Annotated in this window: 10 protein-coding genes and 1 pseudogene; 9 read left to right on the plus strand and 2 right to left on the minus strand. The window is 74.0% G+C overall.

Going from position 1 to position 18,202, the window contains the following annotated elements; genetic code table 11:
- Nucleotides 1–9 precede the first annotated feature (9 nt).
- Together ACF08F_RS07795 and ACF08F_RS07800 are read left to right on the plus strand one after the other, a co-directional pair.
- Nucleotides 10–6,732 (plus strand): annotated as a pseudogene (locus ACF08F_RS07795) (type I polyketide synthase); the annotation flags it as partial.
- Nucleotides 6,733–7,010: 278 nt separating this feature from the next.
- Nucleotides 7,011–7,418, plus strand: a complete 408-nt coding sequence (locus ACF08F_RS07800) for a YybH family protein (protein WP_392297600.1) — start codon at nt 7,011–7,013, stop codon at nt 7,416–7,418.
- Between the two features lie 126 nt (nt 7,419–7,544).
- Here ACF08F_RS07800 and ACF08F_RS07805 read toward each other — a convergent pair whose 3' ends face one another.
- On the minus strand, nt 7,545–7,841 hold the full coding sequence (locus ACF08F_RS07805; RefSeq protein WP_392297601.1) for a DUF6296 family protein: 297 nt from the start codon (nt 7,839–7,841) through the stop codon (nt 7,545–7,547).
- Nucleotides 7,842–8,064: 223 nt separating this feature from the next.
- Here ACF08F_RS07805 and ACF08F_RS07810 point away from each other — a divergent pair, with 223 nt between their 5' ends.
- The 7 genes from ACF08F_RS07810 to ACF08F_RS07840 all read left to right on the plus strand — a co-directional run bounded on the left by ACF08F_RS07810 (nt 8,065) and on the right by ACF08F_RS07840 (nt 17,006).
- Entirely contained in the window at nt 8,065–8,703 is a 639-nt protein-coding gene (locus tag ACF08F_RS07810; RefSeq protein ID WP_392297602.1) for an HPP family protein, read from the plus strand.
- A gap of 159 nt (nt 8,704–8,862) precedes the next feature.
- Complete coding sequence (locus ACF08F_RS07815; protein WP_392297603.1) at nt 8,863–9,366, plus strand: hypothetical protein; 504 nt, start codon at nt 8,863–8,865, stop codon at nt 9,364–9,366.
- On the plus strand, nt 9,336–10,769 hold the full coding sequence (locus tag ACF08F_RS07820; protein WP_392297604.1) for a hypothetical protein: 1,434 nt from the start codon (nt 9,336–9,338) through the stop codon (nt 10,767–10,769). Before ACF08F_RS07815 ends, ACF08F_RS07820 begins: the two co-directional genes overlap by 31 nt.
- On the plus strand, nt 10,766–12,193 hold the full coding sequence (locus tag ACF08F_RS07825) for a VWA domain-containing protein (protein WP_392297605.1): 1,428 nt from the start codon (nt 10,766–10,768) through the stop codon (nt 12,191–12,193). The genes ACF08F_RS07820 and ACF08F_RS07825 overlap by 4 nt, the downstream gene beginning before the upstream one ends.
- 12 nt (nt 12,194–12,205) lie before the next feature.
- Complete coding sequence (locus ACF08F_RS07830) at nt 12,206–13,327, plus strand: AAA family ATPase (RefSeq protein ID WP_392297606.1); 1,122 nt, start codon at nt 12,206–12,208, stop codon at nt 13,325–13,327.
- On the plus strand, nt 13,324–16,194 hold the full coding sequence (locus tag ACF08F_RS07835; protein WP_392297607.1) for a hypothetical protein: 2,871 nt from the start codon (nt 13,324–13,326) through the stop codon (nt 16,192–16,194). Before ACF08F_RS07830 ends, ACF08F_RS07835 begins: the two co-directional genes overlap by 4 nt.
- An 80-nt stretch (nt 16,195–16,274) precedes the next feature.
- Complete coding sequence (locus tag ACF08F_RS07840) at nt 16,275–17,006, plus strand: 2-phosphosulfolactate phosphatase (protein ID WP_392297608.1); 732 nt, start codon at nt 16,275–16,277, stop codon at nt 17,004–17,006.
- On the opposite strand, the gene ACF08F_RS07845 is transcribed toward ACF08F_RS07840, so the two are convergent.
- Complete coding sequence (locus tag ACF08F_RS07845) at nt 16,933–18,201, minus strand: MFS transporter (protein ID WP_392297609.1); 1,269 nt, start codon at nt 18,199–18,201, stop codon at nt 16,933–16,935. The genes ACF08F_RS07840 and ACF08F_RS07845 overlap by 74 nt on opposite strands.
- Nucleotide 18,202: the final 1 nt, after the last annotated feature.

Here is an 18,202-nt window from a genome sequence, read left to right on the forward strand (position 1 = left end):
CGCAAGACCATGAACAACGAAGACAAGCTCGTCGACTACCTCAAACGCGTCACCGTGGACCTGCAGAAGACCCGCCGGCGGCTCGCCGAGCTGGAGTCCGCGGCGTCCGAGCCCGTCGCCGTCGTCGGGATGGCCTGCCGCTACCCCGGCGGCGTCGCCTCCCCGGACGACCTGTGGAACCTCGTGGCCGAGGGCCGCGACGCCATCACCGAATGGCCCGCCGACCGCGGCTGGGACGTCGACGCCCTGTACGACCCCGAGCCCGGACTGCCCGGCCGGACGTACACCAAGGAAGGCGGCTTCCTGGAGGGCGCGACCCGCTTCGACGCGGGCTTCTTCGGGATCTCGCCGCGCGAGGCCCTCGCCATGGACCCGCAGCACCGGGTGCTCCTGGAGACGGCCTGGGAGCTCTTCGAGGACGCGGGCATCGACCCGACGGCCCTCCGGGGCAGCAGCACCGGTGTCTTCGCCGGCATCGTCGAGCAGAGCTACCTCGACCTCGACGGACCGGAGGAGTTCGAGGGGTACCTCATGACGAGCAAGCTGGGCAGTGTGGCCTCCGGCCGCGTCGCCTACTCGTTCGGCCTCGAAGGCCCGGCCGTCTCGCTCGACACCGCCTGCTCCTCCTCGCTGGTGGCGCTGCACCTCGCCGTGCAGTCCGTCCGCTCGGGCGAGTCGGCGCTCGCCGTCGCCGGCGGTGTGACGGTCAACGGCCATCCCGGCGGCTTCGTCGACTTCTCGCGCCAGAACGGGCTCTCGGCCGACGGCCGTTGCCGCTCGTTCGCCGCCTCGGCCGCCGGCACCGGCTGGTCCGAGGGCGTCGGCCTGGTCCTGGTGGAGAAGCTGTCCGACGCACGCCGGAACGGACACCGCGTCCTCGCCGTGATCCGTGGCTCCGCAGTCAACCAGGACGGCGCGTCCAACGGCCTCACCGCCCCCAACGGTCCTTCCCAGGAACGGGTCATCAAGGGCGCGCTGGCCGACGCCGGACTGACCACGGCCGACGTCGACATCGTCGAGGCGCACGGCACCGCGACCCGGCTCGGCGACCCGATCGAGGCACAGGCGCTCCTCGCCACGTACGGACAGGGCCGCCCCGCCGACCGTCCACTGCGGCTCGGCTCGCTCAAGTCCAACATCGGGCACACCGTCGCCGCGGCCGGCGTCGGCGGCGTCATCAAGATGATCCAGGCCATGCGCCACGGCACCATGCCGAGGACGCTCCACGTCGACGAGCCCACGCCCGTGGTCGACTGGCGCGCGGGCGCCGTCGAACTCCTCACCGAGGAGCGGGCCTGGCCCGAGCTCGACCGGCCGCGCCGCGCCGCGGTCTCGTCCTTCGGCGTCAGCGGAACCAACGCCCACGTCATCCTCGAAGAGGTCCCGGAAGAGACCGCCGGTCCGGACGAGAACGCCGTCCCGGCGGCCACGACGGGTGCACAGGCCGCTCCCTGGGTGCTGTCCGCCAAGTCCCGACCCGCGCTCCGCGCGCAGGCGCGCCGCCTCGCGGCACACCTCGCCGAACGGCCCGAACTCGCCGACCAGGACGTGGCGTTCTCCCTCGCGACGACCCGGGCCGCACTCCCCGAGCGGGCCTCGGTCGTCGGCGCCGACCGGGAGACCCGACTGGCCCGGCTCCAGGCCCTCGCCGACGGCGAACCCGCCGCGGGACTGGTGACCGGCAGCGCGGGCCGGTCCGGCAAGACCGTGTTCCTCTTCCCCGGGCAGGGCTCGCAGTGGGCCGACATGGCCGTCGAACTCATGGACACCTCACCGGCGTTCGCCGAGCGGATCGACGACTGCGCCGAGGCGCTGTCCGAGTTCACCGACTGGTCGCTCCGGGACGTCCTGCGCGGCGCCGACGGAGCACCAGGCCTGGACCGCGTCGACGTCGTCCAGCCCGTGCTGTGGGCCGTGATGGTGTCCCTCGCCGAGCTGTGGCGCTCCCAGGGCGTGCGTCCCGAGGCCGTGGCCGGACACTCGCAGGGCGAGATCGCCGCGGCCACCGTCGCCGGGGTCCTCACCCTCCAGGACGGCGCCCGTGTGGTGGCGCTGCGCAGCCAGGCGATCGGACGCGTCCTCGCCGGCCTCGGCGGCATGGTGTCCGTGGCCCTGCCGGCCGAGCAGGTCCGCGAGAGGATCGTGCCGTGGGAGGGCAGGATCCAGCTCGCCGCCGTCAACGGCCCGCGCTCGGTGGTCGTCTCCGGTGAGAACGAGGCGCTCGACGAGTTCCTCGCGGAGGCCCGGACCGACGGGATGCGCGCGCGTCGCGTCCCCGTCGACTACGCCTCCCACTCGGCGTACGTGGAGCTGCTCCAGGACGAACTGTCCACCCTGCTCGCCGAGGTGACGCCCCGCCAGGCCGAGATCCCGATGCTGTCCACCGTGACCGGGGAATGGGTCGACGGTCCCGAGCTGGACGCCGGCTACTGGTACCGCAACCTCCGGCAGACCGTCGAGCTGGAGCGGGCCGTCCGCTCCCTCCTCGGCCAGGGCTTCGGCACCTTCGTGGAGGCGAGCGCCCATCCGGTCCTCGTGACCGGGGTCCAGGACATCGCTGAGGACGCCGGACGCGCCGCCACCGTGGTCGGCACCCTGCGGCGCGACGAGGGCGGCCAGGAGCGGTTCTGGACTTCTGCGGGCGAGGCGTACGTGCGGGGTGCCGCCCCCGACTGGGGCACCGTCTTCGAGGGCTCCGGGGCGCGCCGGGTCGGCCTGCCGACGTACGCCTTCCAGCAGGAGCGCTACTGGTACGAGCCGGCCGCGGCCGCCACGGACGCCGTGGGCCTCGGTCTGGACTCCGTCGGCCACCCGCTGCTCGGCGCGGCCGTCACCGTCGCGGGACCGCACGGCGACGAGGTGCTCTTCACCAGCCGGATCACCCGGCACTCCCACCCCTGGCTGACCGGCCACGTCGTGGACGGGGCGACCGTCCTGCCGCCCGCCGTGCTGGTGGAACTGGTGGTGCGGGCCGGCGACGAGTTCGGCGCCACGGTCCTCGACGAGTTCTCCGTGGAGGCGCTGCCGAGGCTGGACGCCGGAGCCGGGCTGCGGGTGCAGGTCGGCGTGGGCGCGGCGGACGAGCGGGGACGGCGTACCGTCACCGTCCACACCCGGCCCGAGGCCGGCGACGTCACCTGGTCCCTCGCCGGGCGCGGGCGGATCGGCGTGGAGGCCTCCGAGCCCGACTTCGAGCCGGCGAGCTGGCCGCCGGAGGGCGCGACCGCGCTCGACCTGGACGGTGCCTACGAACGGCTCGCCGACGAGGGGCAGGCCTACGGGCCCGGATTCCGCGGCGTGAAGATGGCATGGCGGCTCGGCGACGACCTGTACGCCGAGGTCAGCCTGCCGGAGGAGGGCCGGAACCGCGCCCTGCCCGGCGACTTCGGCCTGCACCCCGCCCTCCTCGACGCGGCCCTGCACGCGGCTCCGCTCACGGCCACGGCGCCGCCGGCGGCCGCCCCGACGACCGCGCCTGACGGCCCGGACGAGGGCGCCGCGGAGACCGCCACGGAGGCCCCCGCCGGGACTTCGGCCGGGACCTCTGCCGGGGCCGGAACCGAGGCGGAGGCGGGAAACGAGACCGAGACCGAGACCGAGGCCGGAACCACGGCCGGAACCACGGCCGGAACCACGGCCGGAGCCGCGGCCGCGACCGGAACCGGGGCCGGAACCGCGACCGAGGCCGGAACCGGCGCCGTCGAGGCTGCCGGTTCCCCGTCCGGGCGGCTCGTCGTCTCGTGGCGCGGCCTGCGGCTGCACGCCTCCGGTGCCTCGCTCGTCCGCGTACGCCTGACGCCCGCCGGTGACGGCACCCTCGCCGCGTACCTCGCCGACGCCACGGGCCGGCCCGTCGCGACGATCGCCTCGCTCGCCTTCGGCTCCGCCGAGGCCCGAGTGGCCGCCGGCGCGCGCGAGCACGACGCCCTCTTCGAGGTCGCCTGGGCACCCGTCGGCCTCGCCGGGGCCCAGGACGCGACCGCTGCCTGCGGCGTGCTCGGCTCCCGTACGCCCCAGCTCGACGCCCTGTTGCCGGGAGCCCGGCGCCTGCCCGACGTCCCGGCCGCGGCGGAGGCCGCCGGTCGCGGTGACGGGCGGCCCCTCCTCGCTGTGCTGGCCCCGGCAGGCGGTGCACAGGGCGGGATCCTGCCCGGCTCCGTCCATCGGGCCGCCGGCCACGCGCTGGCCCTGGTCCAGGAGTGGCTGGCCGACGACCGGCTCGCCGGGACCCGGCTCGTGGTGCTCACCCGGGGCGCGGTCGCGACGCGCGCCGAGGACGTGACCGACCTCGCGGCGACCGCCGTCTGGGGCCTGGTGCGCTCGGCCCAGTCCGAGCACCCCGGACGCCTCGTGCTGGTCGACACCGACGGTTCCCCCGCCTCCGACGCCCTGCTTCCGCTGCTGGCGGGCGCGGGCGTCGGGGAGGCGCAGCTGGCGCTCCGCGACGGCCGGGTCCTCCGGCCCCGGATGCGCCGGGTGGCGGCCGCGGCGGACGCCCGTCCGTCGGGGGTCTGGAACCCGGACGGCACGGTCCTGATCACCGGTGGCACCGGTTCGCTCGGTGCGCTCTTCGCGCGCCACCTGGTGACCCGGCACGGGGTGAGGGACCTCCTCCTCACCAGCCGGCGCGGCGAACAGGCAGACGGTGCGGGGGAGTTGGCCGAGGAGCTGAGGCGGCTCGGCGCCCGGGTGACGATCGCCGCAGCCGACGCCGGCGACCGGGAGGCGCTCGCGCGGGTCCTCGCCGACGTCCCGGCGGACCGCCCGCTGACCGGCGTCGTCCACATGGCGGGTGTCCTGGACGACGGACTGATCGCGGACCAGACGCCGGAGCGGCTGGACGCGGTGCTGCGGCCGAAGGCCGACGCCGCGTGGAACCTGCACGAGCTGACCCGGGGCCTCGACCTCTCGGCCTTCGTCCTGTTCTCCTCCCTCGCGGGCGTGATCGGCGGCGCCGGCCAGGCCCCGTACGCCGCGGCCAACGCCTTCCTCGACGGCCTCGCCGAGCACCGCGCGGCCCGCGGCCTCCCGGCGACGTCCGTAGCCTGGGGCCTGTGGGAGCAGGCCGGCGGCATGACCGGGGACCTCGACGAGGCCGACCTCCGGCGCATCGCCCGCGCCGGCTTCCGGCCCGTCACCGCCGAGCTCGGACCGGCGATCCTCGACGCCGCCCTCGCGCAGGGGCTGCCGGCGCTCGTCGGCACCCCGCTGGACGTGGCCGCCCTGCGGGAGAACCCCGGCCGGGCGCCGCTTCTGCTGTCCGCGCTCGCCGGCGCCCCCACCCGTGGCACCGCCCGGAACGCCACCGACCCCGGTGCCGCCTCCGGCCGGGACCTGGCCGGGATGACCGGGGCCGAGCAGCTCGCGTACCTCCTGGGGGTCGTCCGCGCCGAGATCGGTGCCGTGCTCGGCCACCCCGACCCGGCGGGCATCGCCGGCGACCAGCCGTTCCCGACGCTCGGCTTCGACTCGCTGACCGCCGTGGAACTCCGCAACCGGCTCGACGACGTCGCGGGCGTCAGGCTGCCCGCCACCCTGGTCTTCGACCACCCGACACCGTCGGCGCTCGCGGAGTACCTCCGTACCGTCCTGCTGGAGGGTTCGACGGGCGGGGCCGCGGCCAAGGGCGAGAGCGGGGCGCGGGCCGTGGACTTCGCGGCCGAGACCGTACTCCCCGAGGACGTACGGCCCGACGGGGTCGTCACCCGCGTCGCCACGGAACCCGCCAGGGTGTTCCTGACCGGGGCCACCGGCTTCCTGGGTGCCTTCGTCCTGCGCGACCTGCTCCGGACCACGACCGCGCGCGTACGGGTCCTCGTCCGGGGTGCGGACCAGAAGGACGCGCAGGAGCGACTGCGCGCCAACCTGGAGTGGTACCGCATCGCGGAGGAGATCGACGAGAGCCGGATCGACGTCGTCGTCGGCGATCTCGCGGAGCCCCGTCTCGGCCTCGACGAGGGGGAGTTCGACCGGCTCAGCCGCGAGACCGACGTGGTCTACCACGTCGGCGCCTCGGTCAACTGGCTCCACCCGTACGAGGACCTGAAGGCCGCCAACGTCTCCGGCACGATCGAGGTCCTGCGGCTCGCGGCCCGGCACCGCTCGGTCCCCGTCCACTACGTGTCGACGACCGGGGTCTTCTCGGGCGCCGACAGCGGCGGCGCCGCCCTCGCGCCGGACGCGCCGACGGGGCCGGCGGAGTCACTCCCGACCGGGTACGTCCAGAGCAAATGGGTCTGCGAGCAGCTCATCGGAACGGCCCGGGAGCGAGGCCTGCCGGTCTCGGTCTACCGCGTCGACGTGATCGCCGGTGACCAGCGCAACGGAGCCTGCCAGACGAGGGACTTCGTCTGGCTGAGCCTCAAGGGCATCCTGCAGGCCGGCGCGGTCCCGAAGGGGATGGTCGGGCCCGTCCACCTGATGCCCGTCGACTACGTCAGCGCGGCGATCCTCGCGATGTCGGGCCGGGAGGGCGCGGTGGGCCGGACGTTCCACCTCTACAACCCGAGCGAGCTGACGTTCGCCGAAGCCGCCGACCACCTGCGGTCGTTCGGATACCCGCTGGGCGAACTGGACCGGGACGACTGGCTGGAGCTCGTGCGCTCCGACCGGGGCAACGCGCTCGTGCCGCTGCTCGACGCCTTCGAGCTGCTCACCGCCGACAGTTCCGGCTTCTACCCGCCGATGGACATCACCGACACCCTCGAGGTGCTCGCGGGCAGCGACGTCCACTGCCCGCCCGTCACCAAGCAACTGTTCGGCAGGTACGTCGACTTCTTCACCGAGGTCGGCTACTTCCCGGCGCCACCGATGACCGAGGGGTGATCCGCGCCGAGTCGGCGATTACCCCACGGTGGATGGGGGGTGGGGCGCCGCCGCATACGGTCGGCGTGCCGTCGCACCCCCGTCACCGCCGGCACGAACCGAAGCGCTCCGGGCACGACCCGGAGCGCGCCGGAGACGACCGGAACGACAGAGAAAGCACCAACGAACAGGGAGCAGTCATCACCATGACCACCACCGATCTCGCCAACCTGGTCCTCACCGACGACGTGGAGCAGCAGAACCAGGCGTTCATCGACGCCTTCAACTCCGGCGACGGCGCCATCTTCGACACGCTCTACCGCGACGACGCGATCTCGAACCTCTCGGGCGCCCCGCTGACGGGCGCGGAGCGCCGGCAGGGCATCATCGACCTGCTGAAGACCGGCCCCAAGCTCGACTCGAAGGTCGTGCAGAACTACGTCGCCGGTGACGTCTCGCTGGTGATCGTCGAGTTCCGCCTCGACGTCGCCGACGGGGAGGGCGGACGTCAGATCATCACGGGCACCTGCACCGACGTCATGCGCCGCACCGGTGACAACCGCTGGATCATGGCGATCGACCGCCCGCTCGCGGACGAGCTCCCCACCAAGTAGCAGCCCGCGGGATCCACAGACCCCCACCCACGTGGCCCCGGCCCCGAATCCCCCGCGGGGCCGGAATCAGGAGAGCCCTCCGTCCGCAAGGACGGGGGGCTCTCCGTGCGCTTGCCGCACCCCGTGTCACGGGCGCGGGCCGGCTGAGCCCTTCTGTTCCTGATCCCGATCCGGATCCGCTGGATCGGGATCGGGATCGGGGAGGGGCCGGGCCGCGACGCTCTGGGCCGGTTCCTGGTGGCCGCCCGACGCGAGCACGCGGACCTCGCCGCGGTCGCTGATCTCCGCCCGGATGATGCCGGTCGGGTCGGAGTACACAGGATGACCGCCGGGCCCTTTGGAGAGGGTGCGCTCCACGGTGACGACGTCACGGGCCGCGCCCGCGCCGTCGGAGAACACCAGCTCGTACCGGAGTGTGTTCATTCGCCCTAGTTTACGCCGCATGTGCGGCGGACACCGCGCCGACCCCGCCCCCGCCGCCGAGAAACCGCTGGTTAGAGTGGTGACCGGTTGCGCCGCCGCACCAGGACCACGCGCATGACCGGGCCGACTGTCGACCACAGGGTCCCGTACGACCGTCACCCCCGACTCCTGCCCTGCCCTGTCCTGCGCGGCCCCGGCCGCCCGCCCGGAAACGCCGCATCACATGAGCACCGACACCGCAAGCCGTACCGCAGGCCGTACCGCGACCGACGGGGTAGCGACCGCTTCCGCGGCCGAAGCCGGATCCGGGGCCGCCACGGCCCCCGAGCCCTCCGCCGCCCCCGGCGCCGCCTCCTCCGGCCCCCGCCGGCCGAGGATCGTCGGCCGGGCGCCGGCCCGGCCCGCGCCGGCGGCCGCCTTCCACAGCGTCACCGCGGCGACGGCCGCCCTGCTGGGGCTCGTCGCGATCGGTGCCGCCATCCACGAGCCGGTGCTGATACCGCCGCTGGCCGCGAGCGCCGCCCTGGTGCACTGCGCGCCCACCCTTCCCCTGGCCCAGCCCCGCAGCGTGGTCGTCGGCCACCTGCTCGGGGCCGCGGCCGGGTACGCGGTCGCGGCGACGGCGGGCGGCAGCACCTGGGCCGCGGCGATCGCCGCCGGCGTCGCCCTCGCGCTGACGACCCTGGCCCGGACCCCGCACTCCCCGGCCTGTGCGACCGCGGTCGTCATCGTGCTCCAGTCGCCCGCGCCGGGCCGGTTCGTGCCGCTGCTCCTCGGCGCCACGGTCCTGCTCGTCCTGACCGCGTTCACCGCGTCGCGCATCCGCAGGGGCGCTCCGAGGTATCCCGCCTACTGGTGGTGAGCCCACCTCCCGTCAGATGTCCTTCCAGGGCCGCTCCCAGGCCCGTCTTACCCCGCTGTCCGGCCGCTCCCGGGCCGTTGTCAGTGGGCGGGGATAGGTTCGTTCCTGTCGCGCCGCTCCGGCGTGAACATCCCCTTTGACGTGCATGGGAGAGGTGTCTTGACGGTCTGGGAGACGTCGAGCGTGGCGCGGGTCGTACCGCCCGCACGACCGCGGAAGCTCGCCAAGGTGCCGTTCGTCGAGCTGGCCGACGGACGGTTGCAGGGTGTCGTGTCCAGCGGGTCCGACATAGGGCGCGTGTACGTGTCCTCCATCGCCGCCGGGACGTACGCGTTCGCGTGCAGCACCAACAACAACCGCCCCTGCGGCGGTGCGCGCGGCTCGTTCTGCAACCACATCCGCGCGCTCGTCGGCGAGGCCGTCCTGCAGTACGGCGCCGAGCGCGTCGCCCGCTACCTGAAGGCCGAGACGCCGGGTCAGGAGCCCGACACCACCGGGCTCGTCTCGGCGATGACGGCCACGCGCCCCGCGCAGGGCGACACCTCGGCGGCCGCCCCGGTGTTCAGCCGCTTCCTGCGGCACCTGGCCTATCTCGAACGGGAGCCGGTGACCGTGCCGTTGCCCGAGATGCAGTGGTTCCCGCCGACGAGGGCGGTGGCCTGATGCGTACGGACCTCCTCTCCGACCCCGTGGACGGGCTCGACGAGGCCCTCGCGGCCGTCGACGCCTTCGACCGGGTGCTCGTCGCCGGACTGCTCCGCCCGCAGCCCGCGCAGGCCGACGGCCTCGCCGCGCTCACGGACGCCGTCGCCGGGACACCGCTGGCCGCGCGGGTCGCCGAGGCCGCCGAGAAGACCGCGGCCGGCGCGGCGGGCGAGGAGCACTTCGTCGCCCTCGCCGCCGCCCGCACCGCCCTGATGGGCTCCGCGCACGACGCCCTCGTCGCCCGCATCGGCGACGTCACGGGCCGGCCGCGCGCGGAGGCGACCGCTCCGACGGCGGACGGGGAGCGTGCCGCCGCCAACGTGCTGGCGGCCGCCCGCGCCTGGCTGTGCGACATCGCCCGCGCCGGCTGGCAGGGCATCGACCACGAACTGGTCGCCGGTGCGGCGCCCGTCGTCTCCGCGATGCTGCCGGACCCGCTGCTGAGGCGTCAGGCCGCCCTGCTCGACGGCTTCGCGGCCGAACTGGCCGCCTCCTGCCCCGGGGCCACCCTGGAGCGCGTCCCGGTGCGGCGCTGGGCCGACCTGTGGTCCCGCGCGCTGATCCTGACCCTGCCCGGCGCGACCGGTGGCGCCGCCGGACCCGCGACGTCCCCCGCGACCGGCCGGCTGCTGCCGCTCGGCGTCGACGTCCAGGAGCACGCGACCGCCGTACAGGCCCAGGTCCACGCGGTGTTCGAGCCCGCCGACGGCACCGCCCCGCGCCTGGTGCGGGCCGCGGTCTCCGCGCCCAAGCCGGACACCGTCGTCGGCGCCGGACTCTGGCAGCTCCTCCGCCCGCGGATGTCACTCCTGGCCGCCGTGAGCGAGGGCCGCTCCATGGAGCTCGACGCCATGCCCCTCACGGACGAGGGCGACCTCGTCTGGGACGACGAGCGCGCCCGTGCGGGCGAGCCCGCCGACCCCTTCGCCACCGCCCGGGTGATCCTGTCCACCGCCGCCGACCCGGTGACCGCCCCGCTCGACCGCCACCCGGTCCGGATCGCCGTCCCGGTACTCGTCGAGGGGTACGCGGTGGAGCGCGAGGACGACGGGCCGACGGTGTTCGCGGTCCCCGGGCACCGGCTGGCCGTCGACACCGACCGCGTCCCGGCGGCCGGTCCGCTCGCCCCGGAGACCGTCGCCGCGTCCGGCGCGTGCCTCGGACTGCTCCGGTGGGACGCCGGCGCGTTCGTCCTCCAGCCGCTCGCCGTCGAGACGACCGTGCGGAAGAAGACCGTCGCCGTCCACGCGGGAGCCTGGGCCGGAGGCACCACCGACAAGGCGGGCGTCCGCGCGGAGAAGGCGGCCACGGACTCCGTCGCCGTCCTGCGTGAACGAGCCGGAAGGCTGCTGCGGAAATGACCGACCGCACCGACACCGACCGCACCGACACCGACCGCACCGACACCGACACCATCGACACCGACACCACCGGCCCCATCACTCCCGCCGACCTCGCCGACTCCGACGACAACCGCCGTCAGGTCCTCTACTGGCGTCTCCTCGCCCGGCTCTTCGACCACGAGGAGCAGGCCTCCCTGGAGGCCGCGAGCCTCGCCGTCGTCGAGGACATCGGCCTCCCGTCGGCGCTGCTCGACCCGGGGGCGTCCGTCGACTCCGTCGTCCAGCGCCATCCGGAACTGGCCGAGGAGTTCGACGGCCTGATGACGCCGGAGCCCGAAGCGGACGACGCCCGCGACCGGGCCGCGGAGGTGCGGCGCGCCGCACTCGCCTCGAAGGTCCTGCTGAACGTCTTCTCCACCGGCTCCGGCACGGTCTCCGCCGGCCAGCTGGCGCGCTGGCAGTCGGACGCCGGCTGGCTGGAGCGCGCGCTCGGCTGCCCGCCCGGGGGCCTGCGCGGCGGGCGCGCGGCCGGAGCAGGCCTCACCGGCGGCGGCCTCGGAGCCGAGCTCGGCTCGCTCGAGGCCGACCTGGTCCAGCGCATGCACCTGCGCGAGGTGCTGGCCGATCCCGCGCTCGCCGCCAGGCTCACCCCGAGCATGTCCCTCATCGAGCAGCTCCTGCGCGACAAGGGCAACCTCTCCGGCATCGCCCTGGCCAACGCCAAGTCCCTCATCCGGCGTTACGTCGACGAGGTCGCCGAGGTGCTGCGCACCCAGGTGGAGAAGGCGACCGTCGGCGAGCTCGACCGCTCGGTCCCGCCCAAGCGGGTCTTCCGCAACCTCGACGTCGACCGCACCATCTGGAAGAACCTCACCAACTGGAGCCCGGAGGAGGAGCGGCTCTACGTCGACCGCCTCTACTACCGGCACACCGTCCGCAGGACCACGCCCCAGCGGCTCGTCGTCGTCGTGGACCAGTCCGGCTCCATGGTCGACTCGATGGTGAACTGCACCATCCTCGCCTCGATCTTCGCCGGTCTGCCGAAGGTGGACGTCCACCTCATCGCCTACGACACCCGCGCGATCGACCTCACCCCCTGGGTGCACGACCCGTTCGACGTGCTGCTCCGCACCAACCTCGGCGGCGGCAACGACGGACCGGTCGCCATGGCGATGGCCCGGCCGAAGATCGCCGAGCCCAAGAACACCGTCATGGTGTGGATCTCCGACTTCTACGAGTTCGACCGCTCCCAGCCGCTCTTCGAGGGCATCGAGGCGGTCCACCGGTCCGGCGTGCGGTTCATCCCCGTCGGCTCGGTGACCAGCTCCGGACGCCAGGAGGTCAACCCCTGGTTCCGCGAGCGGTTCAAGGCGCTCGGCACCCCGGTGGTCTCCGGCCACATCGACAAGCTCGTCCACGAACTCAAGACCTTCCTCACCTGAGAGGCCCTTCACATGTCCGACCTGCTCCGTGCCCCCGCCGAGATCAAGTACGCCGAGGAACTCGACTGGCTGGAATCGATCGACGACAACCCCAAGCCGTTCTCCTGGCGGCTCTCCCCGAAGATGGTGCGCCTCTTCGTCCTCGGCTCCGAGCGCGCCGACGGCCTCGACCGGGAGGTGGCCCAGAAGTGGTTCGGCGACCGCAGCATCGTCGAGCGCTCCATCGTCACCCTCGCCTCCGACCGCGGCCTGCTCCTCATCGGTGACCCCGGCACCGGGAAGAGCTGGCTCGCCGAGCTCCTCGCGGCCGCCATCAGCCGGAACTCCACCCTCGTCGTGCAGGGCACCGCGGGCACCACCGAGGACCACATCAAGTACTCCTGGAACGTGTCCATGGTCATCGCCAAGGGCCAGTCGCGGGAGTCGATGATCCCCTCGCCGATCATGACCGCGATGGAGGCCGGCACCATCGGCCGATTCGAGGAGCTGACCCGCTCCACCAGCGACGTCCAGGACGCGCTCATCTCGATCCTCTCGGAGAAGTACGTCTCCGTGCCCGAGCTGGAGAGCGACGGCGGCGGCGACAACATCGTCTTCGCCAAGCCAGGCTTCTCGATCATCGCCACGGCCAACAGCCGCGACCGGGGCGTCAACGACCTGTCGTCCGCGCTCAAGCGCCGCTTCAACTTCGTCCGGATCCCGGTCGTGACGAACAAGAAGAGCGAGGCCGAGATCGTCCGCTTCCGCACCGAGGAACTGCTCCGCCGCCACCAGATCGAGCTGGACGTGCCGCCCACCCTGCTCGACGTCCTCCTCCAGAGCTTCGCCGATCTCCGCGCCTCCGCCGCGGCGGCCGGCAGCGACGAGAAGCTGGAGTCGGCGCTGTCCACCGCCGAGCAGATCGGCGTGCTGGAGGACGCCGTCCTGCACAGCAACTTCTTCGGCGAGCGCGCCCTGACCGCCCGTACCCTCGCCGCCTCGCTCGTCGGCTCCCTCGCCCGCCGCGAGCCCGAGGACCTGGCCATCCTCAACAAGTACCTCCACGGCGTCGTCGAGCCGCGCGGCAAGGAGGAGGGCGGCTCCTGGCCCGAGTTCCTGGAGGGCGGCCGCGAAGCGATCGCCAAGCTGGCATGAGCGCGGCCACCGAGACCCCGTTCGCCGCGCTGCGGGGCCAACTCCACGAAGCGGCGGCGGAGTTCTCCGGAGGAGGGGATGCTCTGGAAGGCATCCTCCTCGGCATGGTCGACGACGTCGACCGGGCGGCCGGCGAACCCCTGGAGATCTTCCCCGTCTGTCACCACTCGCCCGCGTCGGCGCTCGCCATGGCCCGCAGGCTCCGCGAGAAGCAGCCGAAGGTCGTGTACCTGGAGCTGTGCGAGGACATGACGCCGCTCCTCACCGAGCTGCGCAACTGCCGGCTGCCGGTCGCCGTGCAGGCGTTCGCCAGCGAGATCGACGGCTTCCCGGCCGACTGGGCCCCGCTGTCCGTCGTCGCGCCGATCACCGAGGCCTCCGCCGAGTACCAGGCCATCGCGTACGCCCTGGACACCCCCGGGGTGGAACTCGTCCTCGTCGACCGGTCCTCCGACCACGTCTTCCAGTGGGACACCCGGCACGACCGTACCGGGGACCCGGACCGGCCGGACGAGGACACGGCCGCTCCGGCGGCGAAGGCCGCCGAGACCGAGGCCGAGGCCGCGCTGCACGGCGAGGCCGTCGGCGTCGAGATCGGCGACCTGCGGCCGCGCTTCGCCGAGCTGGAGGAGCACCTGCTGCGGCACGGCAAGGTCCGCCACTGGTCGGAGTGGTGGCACCAGTACGTCGAGGTGCCGCTCGGCGACAGCGATCACGACACCTACCGCCAGGTCATGTTCCTCATCGGCAGCCTGTTCCGGCGGCTCGCCCCCGGCGACGGCGACCGGGTCCGCGTGGACGAGGACCGCGAGCGGTACATGTGGACCAGGATGCGCGAGCACCTCGCCGCGACCGGCACCGACCCGGCGGACTGCCTGTACGTGTGCGGCGCCTTCCACGCGGCGAGCCGCGTCGACGAGTTCGGCGTGGACGGCACCACCGGCACCACCGGCACCACGGGCGCCGACGGCACCCCCGCCTTCACGATCTCCCCGCGGACCGCCACCACCTGGCAGTACGGGCTGATCCCGTCCAGCCACACCGCGATCGAGGCCCAGTTCGGCCTCGCCTCCGGATCGGTGTCGATCGCCGCGACGCAGTGGGCGAAGAACCTCAAGCGCACCGGGGTGAAGCCGTACCGGCTCGCGGGCCAGGCCGGCACGAAGAAGCCGGCCGCGAGGAAGACGGCCGCGAAGGCGGCGGCCCCCGTCGTGCCCGTGGGCGCGGAGGACCGGCTCTCCGGCTTCCTGCGCCGGCCGCCGGTCGTCGACGGCCTCGACGAGGCCGAGCTGCTCGGCTGGTCCGTGGACATCGTCCGCGCGGCCCGCCGCAGCGGCTACCTCGCCTCGACCGCCGACGCCATCGCCGTCTTCGAGACGTCGATCCTGCTCGCCGGCATGCGGGACCGGGCCAAGCCGACGCCGTACGACTTCCAGGACGCGGCCGTCACCTGCATCGAGAAGGACTCGGTGCCGGGGCGCCGGGACGTGCGCCGCCTCGTCGAGATCATGATGGGCGGCGACCGAATCGGCCAGGTCGGCTACGACGCGCTGCCGCCCCTCGCACGCGACGTGCACGACCGGCTGGCACCGCTGGGGATCGACCTCCAGAAGCGCGGCGTGCGACGCGCCCTCCTCGACATGGCCTCCGCACCCGGACTCCAGGCCTGCTCCGACGTCCTGTGGATGCTGCGTCGGCTCATGCCGCCGGGCGCGGCGCGCCCGATCATGGGCGAGCGGCGGCTCGGCGAGCGCTCGATCCAGGAGTCGTGGGACCTCTCCCTCGGCACCCACCAGCGCGCGCTCATCGAGCTCGGCTACGAGGGCGTCAGCCTCGAACAGGTCCTGGAGCAGCGGCTGCGGCGCACCGCGTACGGGCCGCAGGCCACGACCGCGCAGGTCCTGGCGGCGGTCGAGGACGCGACGCTGTACCTCGGCGGCCGGCGCCTCGCCGAGGAGCTGGGCACCCGGGCCCTGGAGGTCCTGGCCGCCGAGCGGACGGTGGACGGGGCGCCGGAGGTGCTGCGCCGGGTCCGCGGCCTCCTCGCCTACTACCGGACGAGCGAAGCGGTGCTGCCGTCCTGGATCGAGTCGTTCGTCAGAACCGGATACGCGCACTACTGCACCCTGCTGCCGACCGCCTTCCGGGACGAGGACGCGACGACCGGGCAGGTGGCGGCCATGCTGGGCTTCCTGTTCAGCATGGAGAGCCTGGCGCTCTCCCTGGGCTGCGACCGCACCCAGCTCGAACTCTCGGTCGCGCAGTCCCATCCGCAGGACCCGGCGAAGACGGCCCTGCTGTGGGCGGCGCAGGTGCAGCTCGGCACGCTCTCCAGGGCGGAGCTGCGGGCCCGCTGCGACGAGCTCCTCGGCAACCCCCTGGTGGTGCCCTCCTACCCGCGCTACCTGAGCGGCTTCGTCCACGCCCTCGAACCGGTGCCGGGACTCGCCGACGTCGTGGTGGAGGCCGTCTCGAACGCCTTCGGGCGCCTGCCGGACGCCGTACTGCTGCCGTGGCTGCCGGTGCTCATCACCACGCTCCGGTCGAGCGCGGCGGAGCTGGCCCCCCTGCTCGTCCGGGAGGCCGGCCGCGTCTTCCCAGCCCGGCTCGCCGCCCTGGACACCTGGGTCCCGCCGTGGCGGCAGCAGCCGGCCGCGCTCGCCCCCGCCCGCACCCGTCCGGGCTCCGCGGCCCCACGGGGCGCGGCGCTGCTCCCGGCCCACCCGGAGACCTGCGACGCGCTCGCGGAGCTGCTGGGCTGCGAGGACGGCTGGACGGAGACGGGATCCAGGCCCCGCGTCCCGTCCTTGACGGACCGCCACCCCGGGACGGCCCTCGCGGTGGCGGCCCTCCTCGGGGGCTCGTGAGGCGCCCGGGGCCGCCGGTGCCGAGGTGATGTGCGTCACTGTCCGGGCCGCCCGGTCCGGACACACGCGATCATGATCGGATGGACGTCCGGTTCCTCTCCATCGCCGAAGTGGTCGAAGTGCCCTCCGTGGCCGTCGTCGTCGATGTGATGCGCGCCTACACGGTGGCCGCCTGGGCCTTCGCCCGAGGGGCGGAGAGGATCGTTCTCGCCGGGTCGCCGGACGAGGCCCTGGCGCTCAAGTCCCGCCACCCGGACTGGGTCGCCCTCAAGGACGGCCCGCCCGCGCCCGGCTTCGACGCCGTCAACTCCCCGGGCCTGCTGCGCTCGGCCGACCTCGCCGGGCGGACGGTCGTCCAGAAGACCACGGCGGGGACGGTCGGCGCCCTCGCGGTCAAGGACGCCTCGCTCGTGCTGTGCGCCGGCTTCGTGGTGGCGGAGGCGACGGCCGGGGTCCTGCGGGCCCGGGGGAGCGAGGCCGTCACCTTCGTGGTCACCGGCGAGTGCGGGCGCGCCGACGAGGACCTGGCGTGCGCCCAGTACATCGCCCGAAGAATCACCGATGCGGAGACCGGCAAGGAGGCCGGCGCGGCGGAGTTCCTCCGCCGCGCCGAGGCGTCACGCGCCGCCGCCGAGCTGCGGTCGGGCGTGCGTCAGGGCGCCCACCCCGACGACGTCGCGCTCTGCCTGGAGCTCGACCGCTTCCCCTTCGCCATGGTGGCGACGGTGGAGGACTCGCTCATGGTCCTCCGACCGTGTCCGGTGCCTCCGGCGCCCGGCCGAGGGAACGGACGGCCGGAACGCACAGCATGACCCCGAGGAGCACGACCCCCGTCACGGCCGAGAACAGCAGCACGCGGTCGGCGCCGAAGGACTCGGCGGCCGGACCGGCCAGGGCCCGGCCCAGCGGGATCACCATGATGGAGCCGGCGATGTCGTAGGCCGAGACCCGGCTGAGGACGGCCAGCGGGATGTGGGACTGCACGCTGGTCGCCCACATCACCCCCCAGAACGCGAAGCCGCAGCCGGCCACGACACCGGTGACCGCCGTGAGGGTGAACGACCAGCCGAGGGCCGGGGCCAGCGGGTTGAGCGAGAAGAACAGCATGGCGAGGACCCCCGCGACGAGCGGCCGGCGCGGCTTCACGCGCATGCCGAGCAGCCCGCCCACGATCGTGCCGGCCCCGTCCGCGGAGGCGATCCAGCCGTAGCCGCTCGCCCCGTGCTGCTCGGTGAGCAGCGCCGCGCCCAGCGGCAGCGCCGGGCCGAAGACGAACAGACCGTAGACCGCCCAGACGGCGATGACGCCCCACAGCCAGGACCGCGACCGGAACTCGTGCCATCCCGTGGCCAGCCGCTGCCACAGCGGGTCGGCGCTGTCGTCCTTCGCGGTGCTCAGCTTGCGCAGCGGCGCGAGGCCCAGCGCGCTGAGCGCGTACGCCGCCGCGATGACGAGGAAGGAGCCCGCCACGTCCCAGTGGGCGACGAGGAGCCCGGCGAGGCCCGGGCCGAGCAGGGTGCAGATCGCCTCGGATATCCGCAGCAGCGCGTTGGCCCGCTGGATGTCCTCGGCGACCTGGGGGACCATGCTCGCCAGGCCCGGCTGGAACATGGCCGTCGCGGCGCCGCTGACCGCGAGCAGCGCCATCATGTGCCAGAGCTTCATCCCGCCCGCCGCCAGCAGGGCCGCGAGCGCGAGCATGGCCACCAGGCGCACCGCGTCGGCGCCGACCATCATCACCTGCGGGGTGAACCGGTCCGCCAGGACGCCGCCGACCAGGACCAGCAGGACGATCGGCGCCATCCACGCGGCCAGCGCGTAGCCGACGCCGCTGGCCCCGTACCCGGCGCCGAGGACGGCGGTCGTCAGCGAGACCATCAGCATGCCGTCGGCGAGGAGCGAGGCGCTGCGGGCGGTGAAGAACAGTCGGAAGCGGCTCGACCGCCACGGGCTGGGAAGGGGGTCCGGCCTCCGCCGGACGGTCACACCATCGGTATCCGTCGTCATG

Source organism: Streptomyces sp. NPDC015130, assembly GCF_043080005.1.
In the GTDB taxonomy this organism is placed as follows: domain Bacteria; phylum Actinomycetota; class Actinomycetes; order Streptomycetales; family Streptomycetaceae; genus Streptomyces.

Bases quoted from the DNA above. Each gene is read 5' to 3' on its own strand.
- ACF08F_RS07800 (WP_392297600.1), top strand. From the start codon at position 7,011: ATGACCACCACCGATCTCGCCAACCTGGTCCTCACCGACGACGTGGAG.
- ACF08F_RS07825 (WP_392297605.1), top strand. From the start codon at position 10,766: ATGACCGACCGCACCGACACCGACCGCACCGACACCGACCGCACCGAC.
- ACF08F_RS07835 (WP_392297607.1), top strand. From the start codon at position 13,324: ATGAGCGCGGCCACCGAGACCCCGTTCGCCGCGCTGCGGGGCCAACTC.
- ACF08F_RS07840 (WP_392297608.1), top strand. From the start codon at position 16,275: ATGGACGTCCGGTTCCTCTCCATCGCCGAAGTGGTCGAAGTGCCCTCC.
- ACF08F_RS07830 (WP_392297606.1), top strand. From the start codon at position 12,206: ATGTCCGACCTGCTCCGTGCCCCCGCCGAGATCAAGTACGCCGAGGAA.
- ACF08F_RS07810 (WP_392297602.1), top strand. From the start codon at position 8,065: ATGAGCACCGACACCGCAAGCCGTACCGCAGGCCGTACCGCGACCGAC.
- ACF08F_RS07805 (WP_392297601.1), bottom strand. From the start codon at position 7,841: ATGAACACACTCCGGTACGAGCTGGTGTTCTCCGACGGCGCGGGCGCG.
- ACF08F_RS07845 (WP_392297609.1), bottom strand. From the start codon at position 18,201: ATGACGACGGATACCGATGGTGTGACCGTCCGGCGGAGGCCGGACCCC.